Genomic DNA, 16,672 nt, shown 5'->3' on the forward strand with positions numbered 1-16,672 from the left:
CGTTTTATTTTTATTAAATGTTCCAAATGTCACTTTTCTAAAAACTTTACCCACTTTCGGTTGTCCATGTTCTAATATCCTATTATCTAAACACGTTTCAGACGATGAAAAAGCACCTGATTTTTGTTGGCCAGTCGGTGGTCATTGGTTTGGCTGTCGCCTTTACTTACCTGTGGAGCACAGGCCGCATAACAAGCCACACTGAGAACAGCGTCAATACACCTGCAACAGGGCAGAGTTACGCCAAGGCAGTTCAAACCATTGCACCTGCTGTAGTCGGCATTTACGTACAGAGTCACACTCAAATCCCAAACTCAAATCCCGGCATTTCGCCCGCAGCGCCATATGTGACCCGTAATTTTGTTGGCTCTGGTGTGATTGTTTCTCCAGACGGACACATAGTCACCAACCATCATGTCACCGCGGGGGCTTCCAAAATCTATGTCACTTTGTGGAACAACGAATTGTTTGAAGCGCAAATGGTTGGATCAGACAAAGAAACAGATTTGGCTGTGATTAAAATTGATGCCAATAACTTAACCCCTGCACACTTCGCAGACAGTGAATACAGCAACACAGGCGACGTAGTTCTTGCTATTGGTAACCCTTATGGACTCAACCAAAGCGTCTCTCTGGGTATCATCAGTGCCACAGGCCGCAAAGGCTTGAATATCAGCAGCTATGAAAACTTTATTCAAACAGATGCCGCCATCAACGAAGGCAATTCAGGTGGCGCATTGGTAAACTCATTGGGTGAAGTGGTCGGGATAAGCACCGCCAGCTATATTCAACATGGTGCTGAAGGCATTAACTTTGCCATCCCATCCAACACCACCAAACAAATCGTAGATTCAATCATCACCTATGGCGAAGTCAGACGCGGCTGGTTTGGCATCTACTTTTACAAACCTGAAATATACTTTATTTACGGCTTAAAACGACCAGAAAAAGGGGTGCAAGTGGCACGTGTTTACCCTAACAGCATCGCCCTCTCTGCTGGTATTAAAAAAAATGACGTCATCACTCATGTGGATGGCGAAGCGGTTAACAGCTTTCTTGCATACGATAAGAAGCTGAATTCTTTGACAGTTGATGATAAAGTCATCATCAACGTGATTCGCGATGACAAGCCATTTGAAGTTGAACTGACTGTACAACCCCGCCCTGAAACTTGATGCTGAAACTTAAAAATCAGTTTAAGCCAGTTCATGCCATTGCTGTTCCTATGGTTTTATCGGCCATCAGTTTGCCATTGCTGGGCATTGTCGATACCGCCATTTTGGGCCACCTTGACTCTGAAATTTATTTGGCATCGGTTAATATCGGTAGCAGTGCATTAAATATGCTGCTTTGGGGCCTGGGGTTTCTTCGCATGAGCACCACCGGTCTGATAGCCCAGTCACACGGTGCTAACAACCCAACACAGTCGGCTCAACACATGGCCAGGGCGCTGTTTTTAGCGACCTTTTTGGGGTTATCATTGGTTGTGTTACAACCTGTTTTGATTCCTTTGCAGCTGTATTTGTTGTCTAACGGTGGTGATGTGGCATTGCTGGCCACTGATTATATGCACATCCGATATTTTGCCATGCCATTCAGCTTGTTGTTGTTTGTGATGAATGGTTATTTTTTAGCCACCAATCAAGCCGGCAAAGTCCTCAAGCTGATGCTGGTCTCGCAAATCACCAACATATTATTAGATGCATTGTTTGTCCTCGTTTTCCATTGGGATGTCAAGGGTGTGGCCTTGGGTTCATTAATCAGCGAAATGTCAGCGGTTTCCTTAGGTGGTTATTGGCTGGTCAAATCTCAAATCTTAGACAAACATCACTTTCATCAGCTGTGGCGCAAACACTCACCCAACAACACAGAACACTCGTGGCTTAATTTTTTTAAATTGAACAGCGACATATTTATACGCACTGCCTGCTTGATTACGGTTTTTACCTACATGACCAAACAAAGCGCCATTCAGGGCGACTTGATTTTGGCAAGCAATGCCGTATTAATGAACTTCTTTTACTTAACTGCGTATGGCTTGGATGGTTATGCCCATGCCGTAGAATCAATATGTGGTCGCCATTTAGGTAACAAAAACCACAAACAACTGGCTGAAAGCTTTTATGCCAGCATGTTCTTTGCAGGCACAATGTCTTTATTCTTGAGTCTGATGTTTTTGTTTTTTGGCCAAAGTATCATTGACCAATTAACCCATTTGGAAAACATACGATCAACAGCAACGGACTATTTACCTTGGGTTATTGTACTACCTGTCATCAGTTTCAGCGCCTTTGTCTACGACGGGCTTTGTATCGGCACCACACAGTCAAAAGCCATGCGAAATGCCATGTTATTGTCGGTTTTTGCTGGCTTTATACCCACATGGTATCTCCTGAGCTACTATTTTCCAGATCACTTGAACCACATGCTTTGGCTCAGTTTTTCGCTTTTTTTCATTCTCAGGGGGGTTGGAATGTACTGGTTTTGTGAATCATTTGTGGATTCTGATGGTGATACATTAAAAAACATTGAACTTGAACAAAACGCTCAATAAAATAACTGCATGCGACCTGGCACCACACATTTCTTAATTTTACTGGCTCTTTTGCTCACATGCTCAAGCCCCTCTTTGGGTCATGATCAATCGACAAACAAAAGACCCAAAATTGGACTGGCCTTGTCTGGTGGTGGTGCCAGAGGTTTGGCTCATATTGGTGTATTGCGCGCATTGGAAGAAAAGCAAATCCCTATCGACTATATTGCTGGCACCTCAATGGGCAGTATTGTTGGCGGCTTGTATGCCACTGGCATGAGTCCCAATGATTTAGAGTGGGTTGTTCATTCTATTGACTGGGAAGATGCCATGAATCCCTCTCCCAAAAGGCAATTGAAAAACTACAGACAGCGGCAAGTTGAAAAAGATTACATAGCAGATCTAGAAATTGGCATCGTTGATAACGCTGTTAAAACAGGCACAGGCATTGCCAGTGACCACAAAATCATGCTTGAATTACAGCGCATTGTTGGCTCTTTTCAAACTCAAAATTTTGACGATTTTCCAGTCCCTTTTCGTGCCATAACCACCGACCTCAATGCAGGCGAGCCTTATATAATTGATCATGGTGACTTGGCCATGGCCATGCGTGCATCTATGGCAGTTCCGCTTTTGTTTGGCCCAGTAAAACACCATGACAGGATGCTTGCGGATGGCGGTATCTTGAACAACCTGCCTGTGAATGTAGTCAAAGACATGGGGGCAGACATCGTCATAGCTGTCAACATTTCATCACCCTTGAATCATGTTGATGAAAACTCATCATTGATTTCTGTCACCTACCAAAGTATTGATGTCAGTTTGGTACAAAACACCAAGGTTTCAGCCAAACATGCAGACATTTTAATTACACCCGACTTAAAAAAATTAACTTCATCTGATTTTACTGAGAGTGAAGCTTTTGCAAATTTAGGTTACTTGGCAACTTACCTGAACTCATCAAAACTGGAACCATTTAGGGTGACAGAACGTCAATATTTGGCACACTTAGAAAGCAGAAATTTCCTGCCCAGAGAAATCCCCAGCACCATTCAGTTTGTTGAATTCAATGGCAATGAAAGAACCGCCACTGAACGCTTACAAAATAGTGCAAAATCATTGATTGGAAAGGCCTTTGATGCCAAAGAAATTCAAGTCATAGCAGACGCCATTGTTGCCCACGAAGAAGACATTCAAGTCATCACTTACCATATTAAAGAACGAGACAATAAAAAAGGCATCAACTTCACAGTAAAAGAAAAGCTATGGGGGCCTGATTATTTGAAGTTTGGGCTGCAAGTCGCAGATGACTTTGACTCTAACACCCGATTTTCACTGTTGGTACGCCACCAAAGACACAACATCAACACCAAAGGTGCCACTTGGAGTAATGCACTCAGCCTTGGGTCAGAAATCTCATGGCAGTCTCAACTCTACCAGCCACTGGATTTCAAAAACAAATACTTTGCCACTGCAGATTTGATACTGGCCAAAGACAACAGGCGATATTATAAAGGTATCAAAGCAGTTGGTGAGTATGACCTGAAAGAGTATGGCTTTGGTATAGGCCTGGGCTATAACCCTTCAGAAACCACTGAATGGCGTGCAGGTCTTTGGTATAAGGATGAAAGCGTGGTTGCCACGATTAATTCAACAGCCTTTAATACTGCTGTTGACCAAACTGTTGGTATAAAAATTAACTACGGCAATGACACGCTCGAAAAAGCTGTAGCACCTCGTTTTGGTCATGACATTACCACAGAACTGGGGGTATTCGATCGCGTCCAGTGGATCTCATTTAACGGATACCAACGACTTCCAATGCTGAAACGCTCTGCGTTACATTTGAGTTTAAAAACCACTTTAACGCACCTAACAGATGATGACGAGTATTTCCTTGCCATGGGTGGTATCAATGATTTTGCAGGGTACCCAACACACTCACTGTTGGGTTTGAATGCCTTTATTGCTGAAGTGGGCTGGTTTACAGAACTGCCCATGATTAATTTACCAGTGATTGGTAGTCCCGATTTTCGTGTCAAGACGCATTGGGGTAACGTCTGGCAAAGACACATCAATCTTGATGACATGAAATATGGTGTATCATCAGGCATATCTTTTGATGTATTGGATACCGTTTTATTCCTTGGCACAGGCTACAGTCGGGGTGGCGATGTTCAGTTTTACTTGCGGATAGGTACTGGATTCTGAGCAGATTAACCCTATTTTTCGTTTCATTTCACAATTTCCTTTCAATCCAGTCGCTATGATTGGATGGCGAAATTGGAGAAATGATTTGAAAACAAAAACTTTTGTGTTGGGTTTGTTGGCCTGCACATTCACTCATGCAGCCCCATCAGAACACACAGAAGGCGAACCTATCGCCTCTAAAAATTGGCTGGTTTTAGACGATGTGGCTTATTTAATATATGAAGACATCAACATAGATTTTAGCAATCAGGAAGTGCTGGCCCTCAACAATGACATCAATAACTGTACTCAATTCAATTCCGACCCACCATTTAATACCGGCCTATTTACCTTGGTTACCGACACCCAAGAAATAGGGCTTATTGGTGATGTCAGTTATGACCTGGGCCGCAAAGCCATCATACTCACCAGTCAAACAGGAGATTTGATTTGCGATGGTGCGTTTGAGTTCGATCGGATATATTTTGGTGATTTCGATTAAAAAGGCTGATCAATTCAGTTGATTAACTAACCATTGTTCATCAACAACTTTAACACCCAAGTCTTGGGCTTTGGCTAACTTTGACCCGGCATTTTCACCCGCCACTAACAAGTCAGTTTTAGCAGATACAGAGCCCGTGACTTTTGCACCTAAACTTTGTAGTGCTTGTTTGGCATCAGATCGGGTCAGTTGACTCAGCTTTCCTGTCAACACCACCGTCTGCCCTTCTAAAATCAACTCAGCTGATTCCGGCGCTTTGATTTCTTGCCAAGTAACACCCGCTGACAACAGCTGTTCAATCACCGCTAAATTGGATTCTTGCTTGAAATAATGCAAAATTCTGGCTGCCACTATTTCACCCACATCAGGCAAAGAAACCAATGTTTCTTGATCCGCAGCAATCAAAGCTGCCATGTTTTTAAACGCATTAGCCAAAGTCAAAGCCGTTGCCTCTCCGACTTCTCGAATACCCAACGAGTATATAAATCGAGGCAATGTATTCTGTTTGCTTTTTTCAATGCCATTAAGCAAATTTTGAGCCGATTTTTGGGCCATGCGCTCAAGCCCAGACACTTGTGCTTCTTTCAATTTGTACAAATCAGCAGGTGTTTTGATCAAACCAGCATCAACCAGTTGTTCAACCAATTTGTCGCCCAAACCATCAATATCCATGCCCTTGCGTGAAGCAAAATGTTTGATAGACTCTTTCCTTTGGGCGTCACAATTCAATCCATTCAAACAACGCAAAACAGCTTCTCCATCTGCTTTAAATAACTGACTGTCACACACCGGGCAATGGGTTGGCATATCAAATGGCACACTGTCATTTGGACGCTTACTTTTAACCACTTTGACCACTTCGGGAATCACATCGCCGGCTCGACGAACAAAAACCGTGTCACCAACACGCACGTCTTTTCGCCTGATTTCATCTTCATTGTGCAAGGTCGCATTGGTGATGCTGACACCACCAACGGTAACAGCCTCTAATCTGGCGACGGGTGTAATACTGCCTGTGCGACCCACTTGTACATCAATATTTTCTATAACTGTAGTCGCTTCTTCTGCTGGAAATTTATGTGCAGTGGCCCACCGTGGTGCCTTGGTGACAAAACCCAAAATGTCCTGCTGTGATAAATCATCAACCTTATAAACCACACCATCAATATCAAAATCTAGGCTCGAACGCAGTTGTCCTACCTTTTGATAAAAAGCCATACAACCGGCAACACCCGATACCACCTGATTCAAGTGGTTGATTTGAAAACCCAAAGTTTTCAGCGCAGCCATGATGTCAGAGTGCTTATTAAATTCAAAGTCAGCAGACACGTCACCAATGGAATAAGCAAAAAAAGACAACGGCCTTTGTGCTGTTTTTCTTGGGTCTAATTGTCTTAAAGAACCCGCAGCGGCATTTCTTGGATTAGCAAAAACTTTTTCATCATTTTTTTCAGCCCAAGCATTATAAGCATCGAAACCTTTGCGCAACATCACCACTTCGCCCCGAACTTCCAATACCTCAGGCGGAGTTTCAGTTTTCAGTTTCAGTGGAACCGATGGCATGGTTTTGACATTGGCGGTGATGTTTTCACCTTTTTGACCGTCTCCGCGTGTAGCCGCTTGAACCAGCAAGCCATTTTCATAGCGAATACTGACAGCCAGTCCATCCAATTTGGGTTCAGCTGCATAGTGAATTTCACCGCTGTCACCCGACTCTTCACTCAGTATTTTATTAATGCGCTCATCAAAAGCATTCAACTCTTCTTCAGAAAACACGTTACCTAAAGACAGCATGGGTTTGGCATGCTGTATCGAATCAAAATGTGACAACGGTTGATCTGCCACACGTTGTGTTGGGGAATCTGAAGCCACAGCATCAGGGTGTCTTGATTCGAAATCCAACAGTGAACGATAGGCTGCATCATATTCAGCGTCACTGATCTCAGGATCATCTAAAACGTAATATTGCTGCGCGTGGTGGTTGAGTAATTCAACTTGCGCCAAATATTCGGCGAGATTTTTGAGTTTCATTCGTTGTCGTGATCGATTTGACGCATTTCCTCTCGCATTGAAGCAATGCGCTGTCTTGAAAATGCAGAATGGTTATCATCCGTCAAATATCCGTCAAGAATTTCTGTCATTCGGGTGGCGACAGGAAACATGGTGTCCCACATATCCAAAGCGTTCATGGTGCCGGGCACTTGCATGATAAATGCGAGCCCAGTGGTTCTCAAATCAACATCAAACACACCTGGCTTCAACATGTTAGCCACCAAAAACAGCATCTCTTGCTCACTGCCAATTCGACGGTAACGGTAAAACAAATGATCATCACCATACTCTAAACCGGCTTTGGCCGCCGCATCTTTGATTTGGTGCCAATCAAATTGAAGGCCGTCTTTGGCATGCAAGAATAAAGTCACGATTTTACCGTGACTTTGGGTGTCAATGTTTGGCTTAGGAATTGCAGAACTTTGAACTTCTGGTTCCGACATAGCAGAACCTTCCGGCTCCAATACAGGATCAATTTGAAACAACTCGTCTTCATGGTAATCACTGCGAGTCATCTTTGGCTTTCTGGTGCCAAAATAATAGATCAACGCCAGAACAATCAGGCCGATAAAAGCAATCAATAATCTCAGTTCCAGCATAGGTTTATTGCCTATTAAATAATGTTATTTATCATACAAAAATGAAGCATCAACTGCAACTCAGAATTACACTTCAGCTGTGTGGTAAATGTTTTGCACATCGTCCAAATCATTGAGCATGTCGATGAACTTCTCAAACAAAGCCAACTGCTCTTCATCAGTAATAGGCGAAGTGTTTTGAGGCACAAACTGAATTTCATCAACTTCCCAGTCAATTTCACCAAAAGCTTCTTCCAGTGCCTGTTTCGCTTTGAAGTATTCATTGTGCGGCGCAAACACGGTCAACATACCGCCTTCATTCTCTATGTCACTGACATCGACATCGGCTTCCATCAAGGCTTCTAATGCCGCATCTTCATCATCACCTTTGAACACCAATATGGCACAGTGATCAAACATGTGCATGACCGTGCCTTGTGTACCGATTTTGCAATCTGTTTTGGTGAAGCACAAACGCACATCACCAAAAGTGCGGTTCGGGTTGTCAGTCAAACAATCAACAATCACCATACAACCACCCGGGCCATAACCTTCATAACGTGCCACAGCGAAATCTTCGCCGCCGCCACCTTTGGCTTTGTCGATGGCCTTGTCTATCACATGAGCAGGTACTTGGGCTTTTTTGGCACGATCCAATAAGCTGCGCAAAGCCAAGTTCGCATCTGGGTCGCCGCCGCCTGCTTTGGCACAAACGTAAATTTCTCGACTGAATTTGCTGTAAACCTTGGCATTGGCATCCGATGTTTTTGCCATGGATTCTTTTCTGTTCTGAAACGCTCTTCCCATGTTGTTACTCGTGTTCTAAAGCCGCTATTTTAACCACTCACCGGACGATTAGAAAGCCCGTGCAGCAAGTTTCATGCATTTGGTGACTTTTGGGGTATAATTTTTCACTTTCTTAGCTCAACACAAAACATGCAGAATCACAAAATCCGCCAAACCTTCGTCCTTATTTTTGCTGCTATATTAACGCTCAGCGGTTGTCAAAATAACGACAACAATGCCAACAACAGCAACAACTCAACCACACAATTCAATGAACGTGGCTATTCTTTTGAGGCCAACAAAAGCAGCTGGCTGAGAAATCACTTACCCGAACAAACTGTTGCCTATGCCAGCATACCAAACCTATGGAACACATTGTTTGACCCAAAAGCCGACAGCTTACATCCGATTCAAGAGCGCCCAGAATTTCTAAAGCAAGTGGCACAAATTAAAAATTCAGCGGCTGAAAAATACCTCAAGTTGATACCCAGCGAGCAACAAGCACTGGTCAACACCTTGTTGTTACACCACAGTGGTCCGATTGAACTGGCCATGTTGAATTATTCGGCAGCTTCTTTGATGCCCAATGTCGCTTTAGCCACCAGTTTTGATGGGCTAACAGCTGAGCAATTAGACCAATTGATCAACCAATCATTGCAGTTGGTATCACCGCAACTGAGCAGCGAAGCGACCAAGGAAAACAACTTAACCCAATGGCAATTCAATGTACAAAGCATCACCAATCACATTCAATACGATGAAGACAGCGGCCAGTTATTGGTACTTTCTGGCTTGGGTGCGAATAAAAAGAAATTGGATGCCTTGTGGCAAAACAAAACAGCTGCCACTTTAAACAAAATCATGCAATTGGACAAAACATCAGACCCCAGTGGTTTAAATTTAAAAACTTGGGTGGCGGTATCAAAACTTTATCAACTGGGTGCTGCATTTTTGCCTCCTCAACAGCGCATGGCAGCAGAAAAACTGGCCGTCGATCAAATGGAATACATTTGGTTGGGCACCGAATCAGCCAGGGGTAAATCCGCATTGAGCATGCACGTATTGATGCCTGAAGCGGGCTGGCGTTTGTTTATGCCGCGCCTGTCTTCGCAAAGCAGCTTTGACGTCAGTTTGGCTGGTAAGCCCGAAAGTGTGTTTCAAATGGCACTACCGACCATTGACCAAATCAAATCAGCCACAAACATGATGTCTTTGAATACCAAAAACAACAAAACTTGGAATGAAATTTCAGCTAAATTTTCTCAAGTCATGGGTTTTGAAGCCGCTGACTTATTGAAAGCCTATGAACAAAAATTGTTGATGGTTAATGACCAGGCAGGCCGCTGGATGGCACTCAAAATTAAAGACCAAAGCACACACCAAAATATGTTCAATAAATTCAGTTCATTGGTTGATGCAAAAGCTGGTTCACAAAGCTTCGCAGGTGTTGAAATTAACCAAATGCACTTTTCAGGTTTACTCCAACTGTTCCTAACGCAAAAAGAAGCAGAATTGCCCAAAGACTTTGAACAAATCAGTCAAGTCCTTGGCATGTTCAAACAGCACAGCTATTGGGTTCGTAAAGGCGATGTGATTTACTTTGCAGCCGTGCCACAAGTATTGGCCGAAAAATTCAACAGCAATGAAACACAGCAATTATCAGACTGGTTGAATCATAACCAGAAGGTCAACTGGGACAGCGCCATTTTGGCCTATGGTAAAGAAATCGACAATTTACCCAAGGACATTTACCACATCTACTTATCGGTGATCCAAGTATTGGGCGACATGGCAGGCACACATGTTGATCTGTTTCAATTACCCACCGCCAGTGAATTAAAACTGCCCAAAACCGGTCGCATGAACATGGCCTTGAGCTCTGACAGTGAAAAAGTGTCACTCAAGCTCGCCTATGAATATTCTGTACTAGAAAGCCTGCTCAGCAGTGAAAGCAGCATGATGAGCCTCTACACCGTTTCAATCATGATGGCTTATGCAGTACCCGCATACCGCGATTACACCGTGCGTGCCAAAATTGGCAGCGCCTTAGCACAAGCCTCAATGCATAAAATAGCGATTGCAGAACATGCCTTAAACACAGGCAGTTTACAAGGGTTCGATCTGGCTTCTATTGAAATGATTGACGGCATTGAAATTGACCCAGAATCTGGCACCATCATGATTGAATTGAATTATTGGGACGGACAATTAAACCCTGATGATTATGTTTATTTGATTCCTGATTTCAGCAGCCAAAGTTACGTAGAATGGCGCTGTGAATCGAATGCAAAAATCAGGTATTTGCCGAGTATGTGTAGGCATTGATGAAACTCATAAAGCAAGCCTAAACAACCACTTCGACAAGCTCAGTGAACTTCATACTGTAATTTATGTAAAAAACAAGCCGGCTGAGCTTGTCGAAGCCTTCATGAATTAACACAAATTGAATGAACTTCACCTGTAACTGCACCCCTTGCAGGTGCCTGATCTGGTGTGTTACCTAACCCAAGCCATTAACCACCAGTTCTTTCATAACAAACCATATTGCGATGCAAAGGCAGGGACAAGTCCTGCGACTACGAAATACACAACAACCCGTCATTTCGAGGGAGCCTCAGGCAAGTTGAGAAATCTCGTGTTTATCTTGAGATCCATTCGACTCACGCGACATGCCATTAAATACAATTCACAAGAATACAGTTCTTTCCACTTATTTTAGATATGGTGTCATGAGTTCACGGCCTACGGCATTCCAATATCGCTTCTTGTGCTTCGCCCAAACCGCAATATTTCCATCACCTGACCTCAGGAAGACAGCACATGGCTTTATTGTGGAGCAAAGGCAGGGGCAAGCCCTGCAGCTACAAAACTTACCAGTCTGGTTTGACTGTAGTTGTACCCCTTGCGGATGCCCGATCTGGTTTGTTATCCAACCCAAGCCATTAACCACCAGTTCATTTCATAACAAAACCATGTTGCGGTGCAAGGCAGCGACATGCCTTGCAACTACAAATAATTTTCACCGCAACAAATACGTTTTCAAGGCATCAATATCTGCTTTCATCGACACGGATAAATCGGCTTTGTCTTTTACAGCGTCAATCTCTGCGGGAAGTGGTAATTCAATCGATAAGATGTCTTCAACAGATGATTTGAATTTCGCGGGGTGTGCCGTGCCGAGGAACAGGCCGGTTTCACCTTCAACCAAAGATTGATTCAATCCATGATAAGCCACAGCCGCATGCGGTTCGCTGATGTAGCCTTGTTGTTGCATCTGTTTCATGGCTTCAGCGGTTTGGCTTTCAGTCACCGAAACACCGTTCAACAAATCGGCATCAAATTGACCCGATGTGACCAAATACTCAATCCGCGGCCAGTTATTCGGCTGACTCACGTCCATGGCATTCGACAAGGTTTCGACAGTTTCATTGGGTTGCCATTGGCCCGTTTCTAGATAGCGAGGCACCGTGTCATTGGCATTGGTCGCTGCGATGAACCGCTTGATTGGCAATCCCAAGCACTTGGCAATGATACCAGCGGTCAAATTACCGAAATTTCCACTGGGCACAGCAACCACCACATTCTCTCGCTCTGTTTCCGACAATTGCCCAATGGCATCAAAGTAATAACAAACTTGGGCATAAAGGCGGCTGATGTTAATCGAATTGGCCGAATTCAAACCCAAAGACTGGACTAATTTAGCATCATCAAAACACTGTTTCACCAACTTTTGACAATCATCAAAAGCCCCATCAATCGCCACTGTTCTGATGTTTTCCCCTAAAGTGGTGAACATCTTTTGCTGCAATTCGCTGATTTTTCCTTTGGGAAACAGCACCACCACATCGATGTTCTCCAAACCGTAAAAGGCTTGCGCTACAGCCGCGCCTGTGTCACCCGAAGTGGCGGTCAATATGGTGATTTTGTTGTTAGAACTGCTTTCTTTACTGATTTGGTTACTGATTTGGCTGAGGCAATTGGCCATATACTTGGCACCAAAATCTTTGAACGCCAAGGTTGGGCCATGAAATAACTCCAAACAATATGCAGCACCCTTTTTATCGTCCAATGGTCGCAATTTCACTGGTGTGTCATAGGTTTTTTCCACAACTGCATTGAGCTGTTCATCTGTCAATGCATCACCAATTAAAGCCCTGTGAATAATCACATTTCGCTCAAACACTGGCATGCGCAACAGCTCATCCATGTTTGTTAACCGTGGTATTTTTTCCGGAAAGAACAAACCTTGATCTCGACCCAAGCCCATCTTGATAGCCTCGTCAAAATTCACCGACTGTGACCGTTCTTTTAAATTATAAAGTTTCATTTCGCTTCCCCTGATTGCGCATCCTGTTGTTTTAATTGACGTGCACCACGCACATCGGCCTGGCAAATACTGACAAAACCGCCACCTTTGCTGGAACCCCTTTTGTTGAGATAATTGGCTGCTAACCAATCGGCCTGGGCTTTCGCTTTTTCTAGGTCATCACAAACTGAGAATAAGGTCGGCCCAGATCCTGAAATACCAACCGATAAACTGCCCATGGCCAACAACTGTGCTTTGCTCTCTTTGTATTTTGGAATCATACTTTCACGGTGCGGTTCGGCTATCACGTCTTTCATCAAGGCAAATGCGCTGTTCTTGTCACCGCGATGACAGGCATCAACAAAGCCAGCCAAATGCTGTGCAAACTGAATCGCTGTAGCCCGCTCAATTTCATCAGGCAACAGCGCTCGAGCGGCTTGGGTACTGACTACCACATCAGGGTAGGCAATCACCCAGTACACACCAACCAAATTCGGTAAAGTTTGCGTTACCGATTCGCCCGCAGGTAACATCAATTGCATACCGCCCAGATAACAAGGCGCGACATTGTCATAATGTAAACTGCCTGAAATCTCGGCTTCGGCTTGTCCCATTATGTATAACAACTGGTGTTCATTGAATGGTTTTTGGTACCAGTTATTCAAAGCCACGAAAGCCGCAACCACCGAACAAGCACTGGAACCCAAGCCACTGGAAACCGGGATGTTTTTCTCTAGTGTGATTGAACAATGTTTGGCATTTATTTGTCGTTTTGACAAGGCTTGCTTAAACTGCTGTAGCACAAACCAAACAATGTTTTTTTCTTTCTCCGATGGCAAATAATGGGCATGACTGCCCGCTAAAGTGAACTGATCTTGTCCACTTGGGCTGTCATCCACATGCACCACATCCCCAAATGGTTCACCATGTATCGGCTCTAATGCCAATCCCAAACTGTCAAAACCAACACCCACATTGCCCACTGAAATTGGTGCAAAAACGGAAACCTTCATTCAATACTCCCGACTCAAAGTGTCTATGCGCATCAAGTCACCAAACAAACCCGCTGCCGTGACTTCCGCACCCGCGCCATAACCACGAATGACAAATGGCTTGGGCTGATAATATTCAGTCAACATCGCCAAAGCATTTTCACCTGCTTGAATGTCATACAAAGGATGGTCACTGTCCACTGCCTGAATAGCCACCCGGCATTGGCCATCAGTGATGCTGGCCACATAACGCAAGACCTGATTGTTGGCTTCGGCCTGTTTCACCTTTTCACTAAAAGCATCATCATAACTTGGCAAGGCCTGCATAAAGGCATCGGCTTCGCTTATTTGTGCCAAATCATCTGGTACCACCGCGTCCAACACAACGTCTGATAATTCCAAGGACAAACCCGCTTCACGAGCCATTAAGAGCACTTTACGAGCCACATCCAAGCCACTGAGGTCTTCGGCTGGGTTTGGTTCGGTATAGCCCAAGGATTTGGCCTTCGCTGTCGCTTCTGACAAACTCATGCCTTGGTGTATGGCGCCAAATATATAGGACAATGCCCCTGACAATATGCCTTCAAACTGCAACAATTCATCGCCTGCCCGGCGCAAATTCTGCAAATTATTGATCACCGGCAATCCGGCACCGACATTGGTTTCATACAAAAACTGCTTTTGTTTTTCCGCGGCCAATTGGTGCAAAGCCACATACCTAGACATGCTGTCCGTATTGGCTTTTTTGTTGGCCGTCACCACATGCAAGCCTCCGGCCAGATAGGTTTCATAGTCTTGCGAAACCGATTCGCTGCTGGTGCAGTCGATGACCACTGGATTGATCAAATGTTGGTCTTGTGCCCAGTCAGCCAAAGCTTGTGCATTCAAGCTGGCCGGTGCTGAGTCTAATTGTTGTTGCCATTGGCTTAAGTCCAAACCTTGTTCGGACAGCAACTGCTTCTTGCTGTTGGCAATGCCCACCACACGCAAATCAATTTGTTTCTTTTTCAACCAAGCTTGTTGTTTTTTGATTTGGCCAATCAATGCCTGTCCAACCGTGCCACAACCGATCAAAAAGGCATCCACACGGGCTTGCTTAGAGAACAAATAATGGTCACAAACTATCACTGCATCTTCAATTCGTTCTGAACGCACCACAGCAGAAATGCTGTGTTCTGAGGCATCTTGTGCAATCGCAATCACATTCACACCGGCATGAGCCAAGGCGGCGAAAAAGCGACTCGCGGTGCCTTTGTGCTGGTACATGCTGTCACCGACCACGCTGATCACCGACAAGTGGTTTTGGCATTGAATCGGCTTAATCAATTGCAAACCGATTTCCAACTCAAAACAGCGATTCAACACGTCAACGGCTTGTTCTGCTTGCGCCCCTGAAACACACAGACTGATGCCGTATTCTGATGAAGTTTGACTGATCAAAACCACCGAAATTTGGGCCTGACTGATGACATCGAACACCCGCGCGGCCATGCCGACCATACCTTTCATACCGGCACCACTGACATTGATCATCGACACATCAGATAAATTGGAAATCGCTTTGACGGTTTTTTTGCTGGTTCTGTTGTTTGAAATCATACTGCCTTTGGCTTCAGGGTTCTGGCTGTTTTTGATCACACAACAGATGTTTTGTTGCGCCAGCGGCAAGACGGTGTTCGGGTGCAGTACCTTGGCACCAAAGTATGACAGGTCAATCGCTTCTCTGAATGACAAATGTTCGATCAACTGCGCACCTTCTACGATCCTCGGGTCGGCATGGTATATGCCATTAACATCGGTCCAAATTTCACACGATTCAGCATGGGTACAAACCGCCAAAACAGCAGCCGAGTAATCTGAACCATTGCGACCCAAAGTGTGTAATTGACCCTGTTGATCCTCACCATAAAAACCCGGCATCAAATGTACCATCGGTGCCAAAGATAAAGCATCAAAACGCACGCTGCTTTCGCTGACATCGACCAAATCTTGATCGCCCACCAGGATAAAATCAGCGGGATTCAATTTCGCAGATTCACAACCCAGCTGTGACAAATGTGCTTGCATTAATAACACACTGAACTGCTCACCGGCCACTGACAAGGCTGTGGCTACCGGTGCCGGACAAGAACCCAATAACTGACACCCTTTGACCTTGTCTGACAAATCATTCAGCAACGATTTCAGCTGATTTTCAGCCACCATCCAGACAGCATCAGATAACAGCGGCTTGCTGTCGTTAAGTAATTGTGAGGTTCGTTGTTGAAAAGAGTGTAATGTATTGATGCCGGCATTGGTGTTTGTAGCTGAATCTGTACCATCGACTGCCCCTTCATTCAAAGCCGTCACCATTTGGCATAATTCATTGGTCACACCAGCTGGCGCAGATAAAACCACATATGGCGGTCCTTGTAACCGGTCTCGTTCAGCAACAATCAAATGTGCCACCGAAGCGAATCGTTCAGCTGAGGCCAGAGAAGAGCCTCCAAATTTCATTACTTTCATATTCTTTTCACAACTTTATATAATCTTTAGGGCAAAAAAAAGCCCGTGATTCCTGAGGAAGTCACGGGCTGGGTAAATGAAATAATTTAAATCAGCGCATGACCTCACGACGAGTCACGGTTGTGATCGTTGTCGTAATAATTAAGGCAGTGCGTCTGTTAAAAATCATCATTCAAGGTTTTTGTAGTGCTTTCATTAAAACGGCTTTTCCCAGTCTTGTCAATCCTT

12 protein-coding genes are annotated in these 16,672 nt (G+C 44.5%); 6 read left to right on the forward strand and 6 right to left on the reverse strand.

What is annotated here, in order from left to right; all coding sequences use genetic code 11:
• Positions 1–104: 104 nt before the first annotated feature.
• The 4 genes from FET73_RS04465 (at position 105) to FET73_RS04480 (ending at position 5,225) form a co-directional block, all read left to right on the forward strand.
• The gene (locus FET73_RS04465; RefSeq protein ID WP_154222701.1) at positions 105–1,175 is read left to right on the forward strand and encodes a S1C family serine protease; all 1,071 of its coding nucleotides are present in this window, start codon (positions 105–107) and stop codon (positions 1,173–1,175) included.
• Positions 1,175–2,554 carry an MATE family efflux transporter gene (locus FET73_RS04470; protein WP_154222702.1) on the forward strand — a complete coding sequence of 460 codons (1,380 nt, stop codon included), beginning with the start codon at positions 1,175–1,177 and terminating at the stop codon, positions 2,552–2,554. The genes FET73_RS04465 and FET73_RS04470 overlap by 1 nt, the downstream gene beginning before the upstream one ends.
• Before the next feature lie 9 nt (positions 2,555–2,563).
• The gene (locus FET73_RS04475) at positions 2,564–4,744 is read left to right on the forward strand and encodes a patatin-like phospholipase family protein (protein WP_154222703.1); all 2,181 of its coding nucleotides are present in this window, start codon (positions 2,564–2,566) and stop codon (positions 4,742–4,744) included.
• Positions 4,745–4,829: 85 nt separating this feature from the next.
• A complete protein-coding gene (locus FET73_RS04480; protein WP_154222704.1) occupies positions 4,830–5,225 on the forward strand; it encodes a hypothetical protein in 396 nt (131 codons plus the stop codon).
• Positions 5,226–5,234: 9 nt separating this feature from the next.
• Here FET73_RS04480 and ligA read toward each other — a convergent pair whose 3' ends face one another.
• From ligA to FET73_RS04495, 3 genes are all read right to left on the reverse strand, one after another.
• Positions 5,235–7,256, reverse strand: coding sequence for an NAD-dependent DNA ligase LigA (ligA, locus tag FET73_RS04485; RefSeq protein ID WP_154222705.1), 2,022 nt, complete (start codon positions 7,254–7,256; stop codon positions 5,235–5,237).
• Entirely contained in the window at positions 7,253–7,876 is a 624-nt protein-coding gene (locus FET73_RS04490; protein ID WP_154222706.1) for a cell division protein ZipA C-terminal FtsZ-binding domain-containing protein, read from the reverse strand. Before FET73_RS04490 ends, ligA begins: the two co-directional genes overlap by 4 nt.
• A 66-nt stretch (positions 7,877–7,942) precedes the next feature.
• Complete coding sequence (locus FET73_RS04495) at positions 7,943–8,662, reverse strand: YebC/PmpR family DNA-binding transcriptional regulator (RefSeq protein WP_154222707.1); 720 nt, start codon at positions 8,660–8,662, stop codon at positions 7,943–7,945.
• A 129-nt stretch (positions 8,663–8,791) separates the two neighbouring features.
• Between FET73_RS04495 and FET73_RS04500 the strand changes: the two genes are divergently transcribed.
• On the forward strand, positions 8,792–10,966 hold the full coding sequence (locus tag FET73_RS04500; protein WP_154222708.1) for a pilin: 2,175 nt from the start codon (positions 8,792–8,794) through the stop codon (positions 10,964–10,966).
• Positions 10,967–11,461: 495 nt separating this feature from the next.
• Positions 11,462–11,587 carry a hypothetical protein gene (locus FET73_RS15385; protein WP_281347590.1) on the forward strand — a complete coding sequence of 42 codons (126 nt, stop codon included), beginning with the start codon at positions 11,462–11,464 and terminating at the stop codon, positions 11,585–11,587.
• Positions 11,588–11,660: 73 nt separating this feature from the next.
• Here the strand turns inward: FET73_RS15385 and thrC are convergent, their stop codons facing one another.
• The 3 genes from thrC to thrA are packed head-to-tail and all read right to left on the reverse strand — an operon-like array spanning position 11,661 to position 16,444.
• Positions 11,661–12,968, reverse strand: coding sequence for a threonine synthase (thrC, locus tag FET73_RS04505; RefSeq protein ID WP_154222709.1), 1,308 nt, complete (start codon positions 12,966–12,968; stop codon positions 11,661–11,663).
• Complete coding sequence (thrB, locus tag FET73_RS04510) at positions 12,965–13,960, reverse strand: homoserine kinase (protein WP_154222710.1); 996 nt, start codon at positions 13,958–13,960, stop codon at positions 12,965–12,967. The genes thrC and thrB overlap by 4 nt, the downstream gene beginning before the upstream one ends.
• Positions 13,961–16,444 (reverse strand): bifunctional aspartate kinase/homoserine dehydrogenase I, encoded by a 2,484-nt coding sequence (thrA, locus tag FET73_RS04515; protein WP_154222711.1) that lies wholly within the window; start codon positions 16,442–16,444, stop codon positions 13,961–13,963.
• Between the last annotated feature and the right edge of the window lie 228 nt (positions 16,445–16,672).

The organism is Marinicella rhabdoformis (assembly GCF_009671245.1).
GTDB classification, from domain to species: domain Bacteria; phylum Pseudomonadota; class Gammaproteobacteria; order Xanthomonadales; family Marinicellaceae; genus Marinicella; species Marinicella rhabdoformis.

What these genes read in the sequence shown, in the direction of transcription:
- FET73_RS04465 (WP_154222701.1), top strand. Translation starts at nt 105, where the DNA reads ATGAAAAAGCACCTGATTTTTGTTGGCCAGTCGGTGGTCATTGGTTTG.
- FET73_RS04470 (WP_154222702.1), top strand. Translation starts at nt 1,175, where the DNA reads ATGCTGAAACTTAAAAATCAGTTTAAGCCAGTTCATGCCATTGCTGTT.
- FET73_RS04475 (WP_154222703.1), top strand. Translation starts at nt 2,564, where the DNA reads ATGCGACCTGGCACCACACATTTCTTAATTTTACTGGCTCTTTTGCTC.
- ligA (WP_154222705.1), bottom strand. Translation starts at nt 7,256, where the DNA reads ATGAAACTCAAAAATCTCGCCGAATATTTGGCGCAAGTTGAATTACTC.
- FET73_RS04490 (WP_154222706.1), bottom strand. Translation starts at nt 7,876, where the DNA reads ATGCTGGAACTGAGATTATTGATTGCTTTTATCGGCCTGATTGTTCTG.
- FET73_RS04495 (WP_154222707.1), bottom strand. Translation starts at nt 8,662, where the DNA reads ATGGGAAGAGCGTTTCAGAACAGAAAAGAATCCATGGCAAAAACATCG.
- FET73_RS04500 (WP_154222708.1), top strand. Translation starts at nt 8,792, where the DNA reads ATGCAGAATCACAAAATCCGCCAAACCTTCGTCCTTATTTTTGCTGCT.
- FET73_RS15385 (WP_281347590.1), top strand. Translation starts at nt 11,462, where the DNA reads ATGGCTTTATTGTGGAGCAAAGGCAGGGGCAAGCCCTGCAGCTACAAA.
- thrC (WP_154222709.1), bottom strand. Translation starts at nt 12,968, where the DNA reads ATGAAACTTTATAATTTAAAAGAACGGTCACAGTCGGTGAATTTTGAC.
- thrB (WP_154222710.1), bottom strand. Translation starts at nt 13,960, where the DNA reads ATGAAGGTTTCCGTTTTTGCACCAATTTCAGTGGGCAATGTGGGTGTT.
- thrA (WP_154222711.1), bottom strand. Translation starts at nt 16,444, where the DNA reads ATGAAAGTAATGAAATTTGGAGGCTCTTCTCTGGCCTCAGCTGAACGA.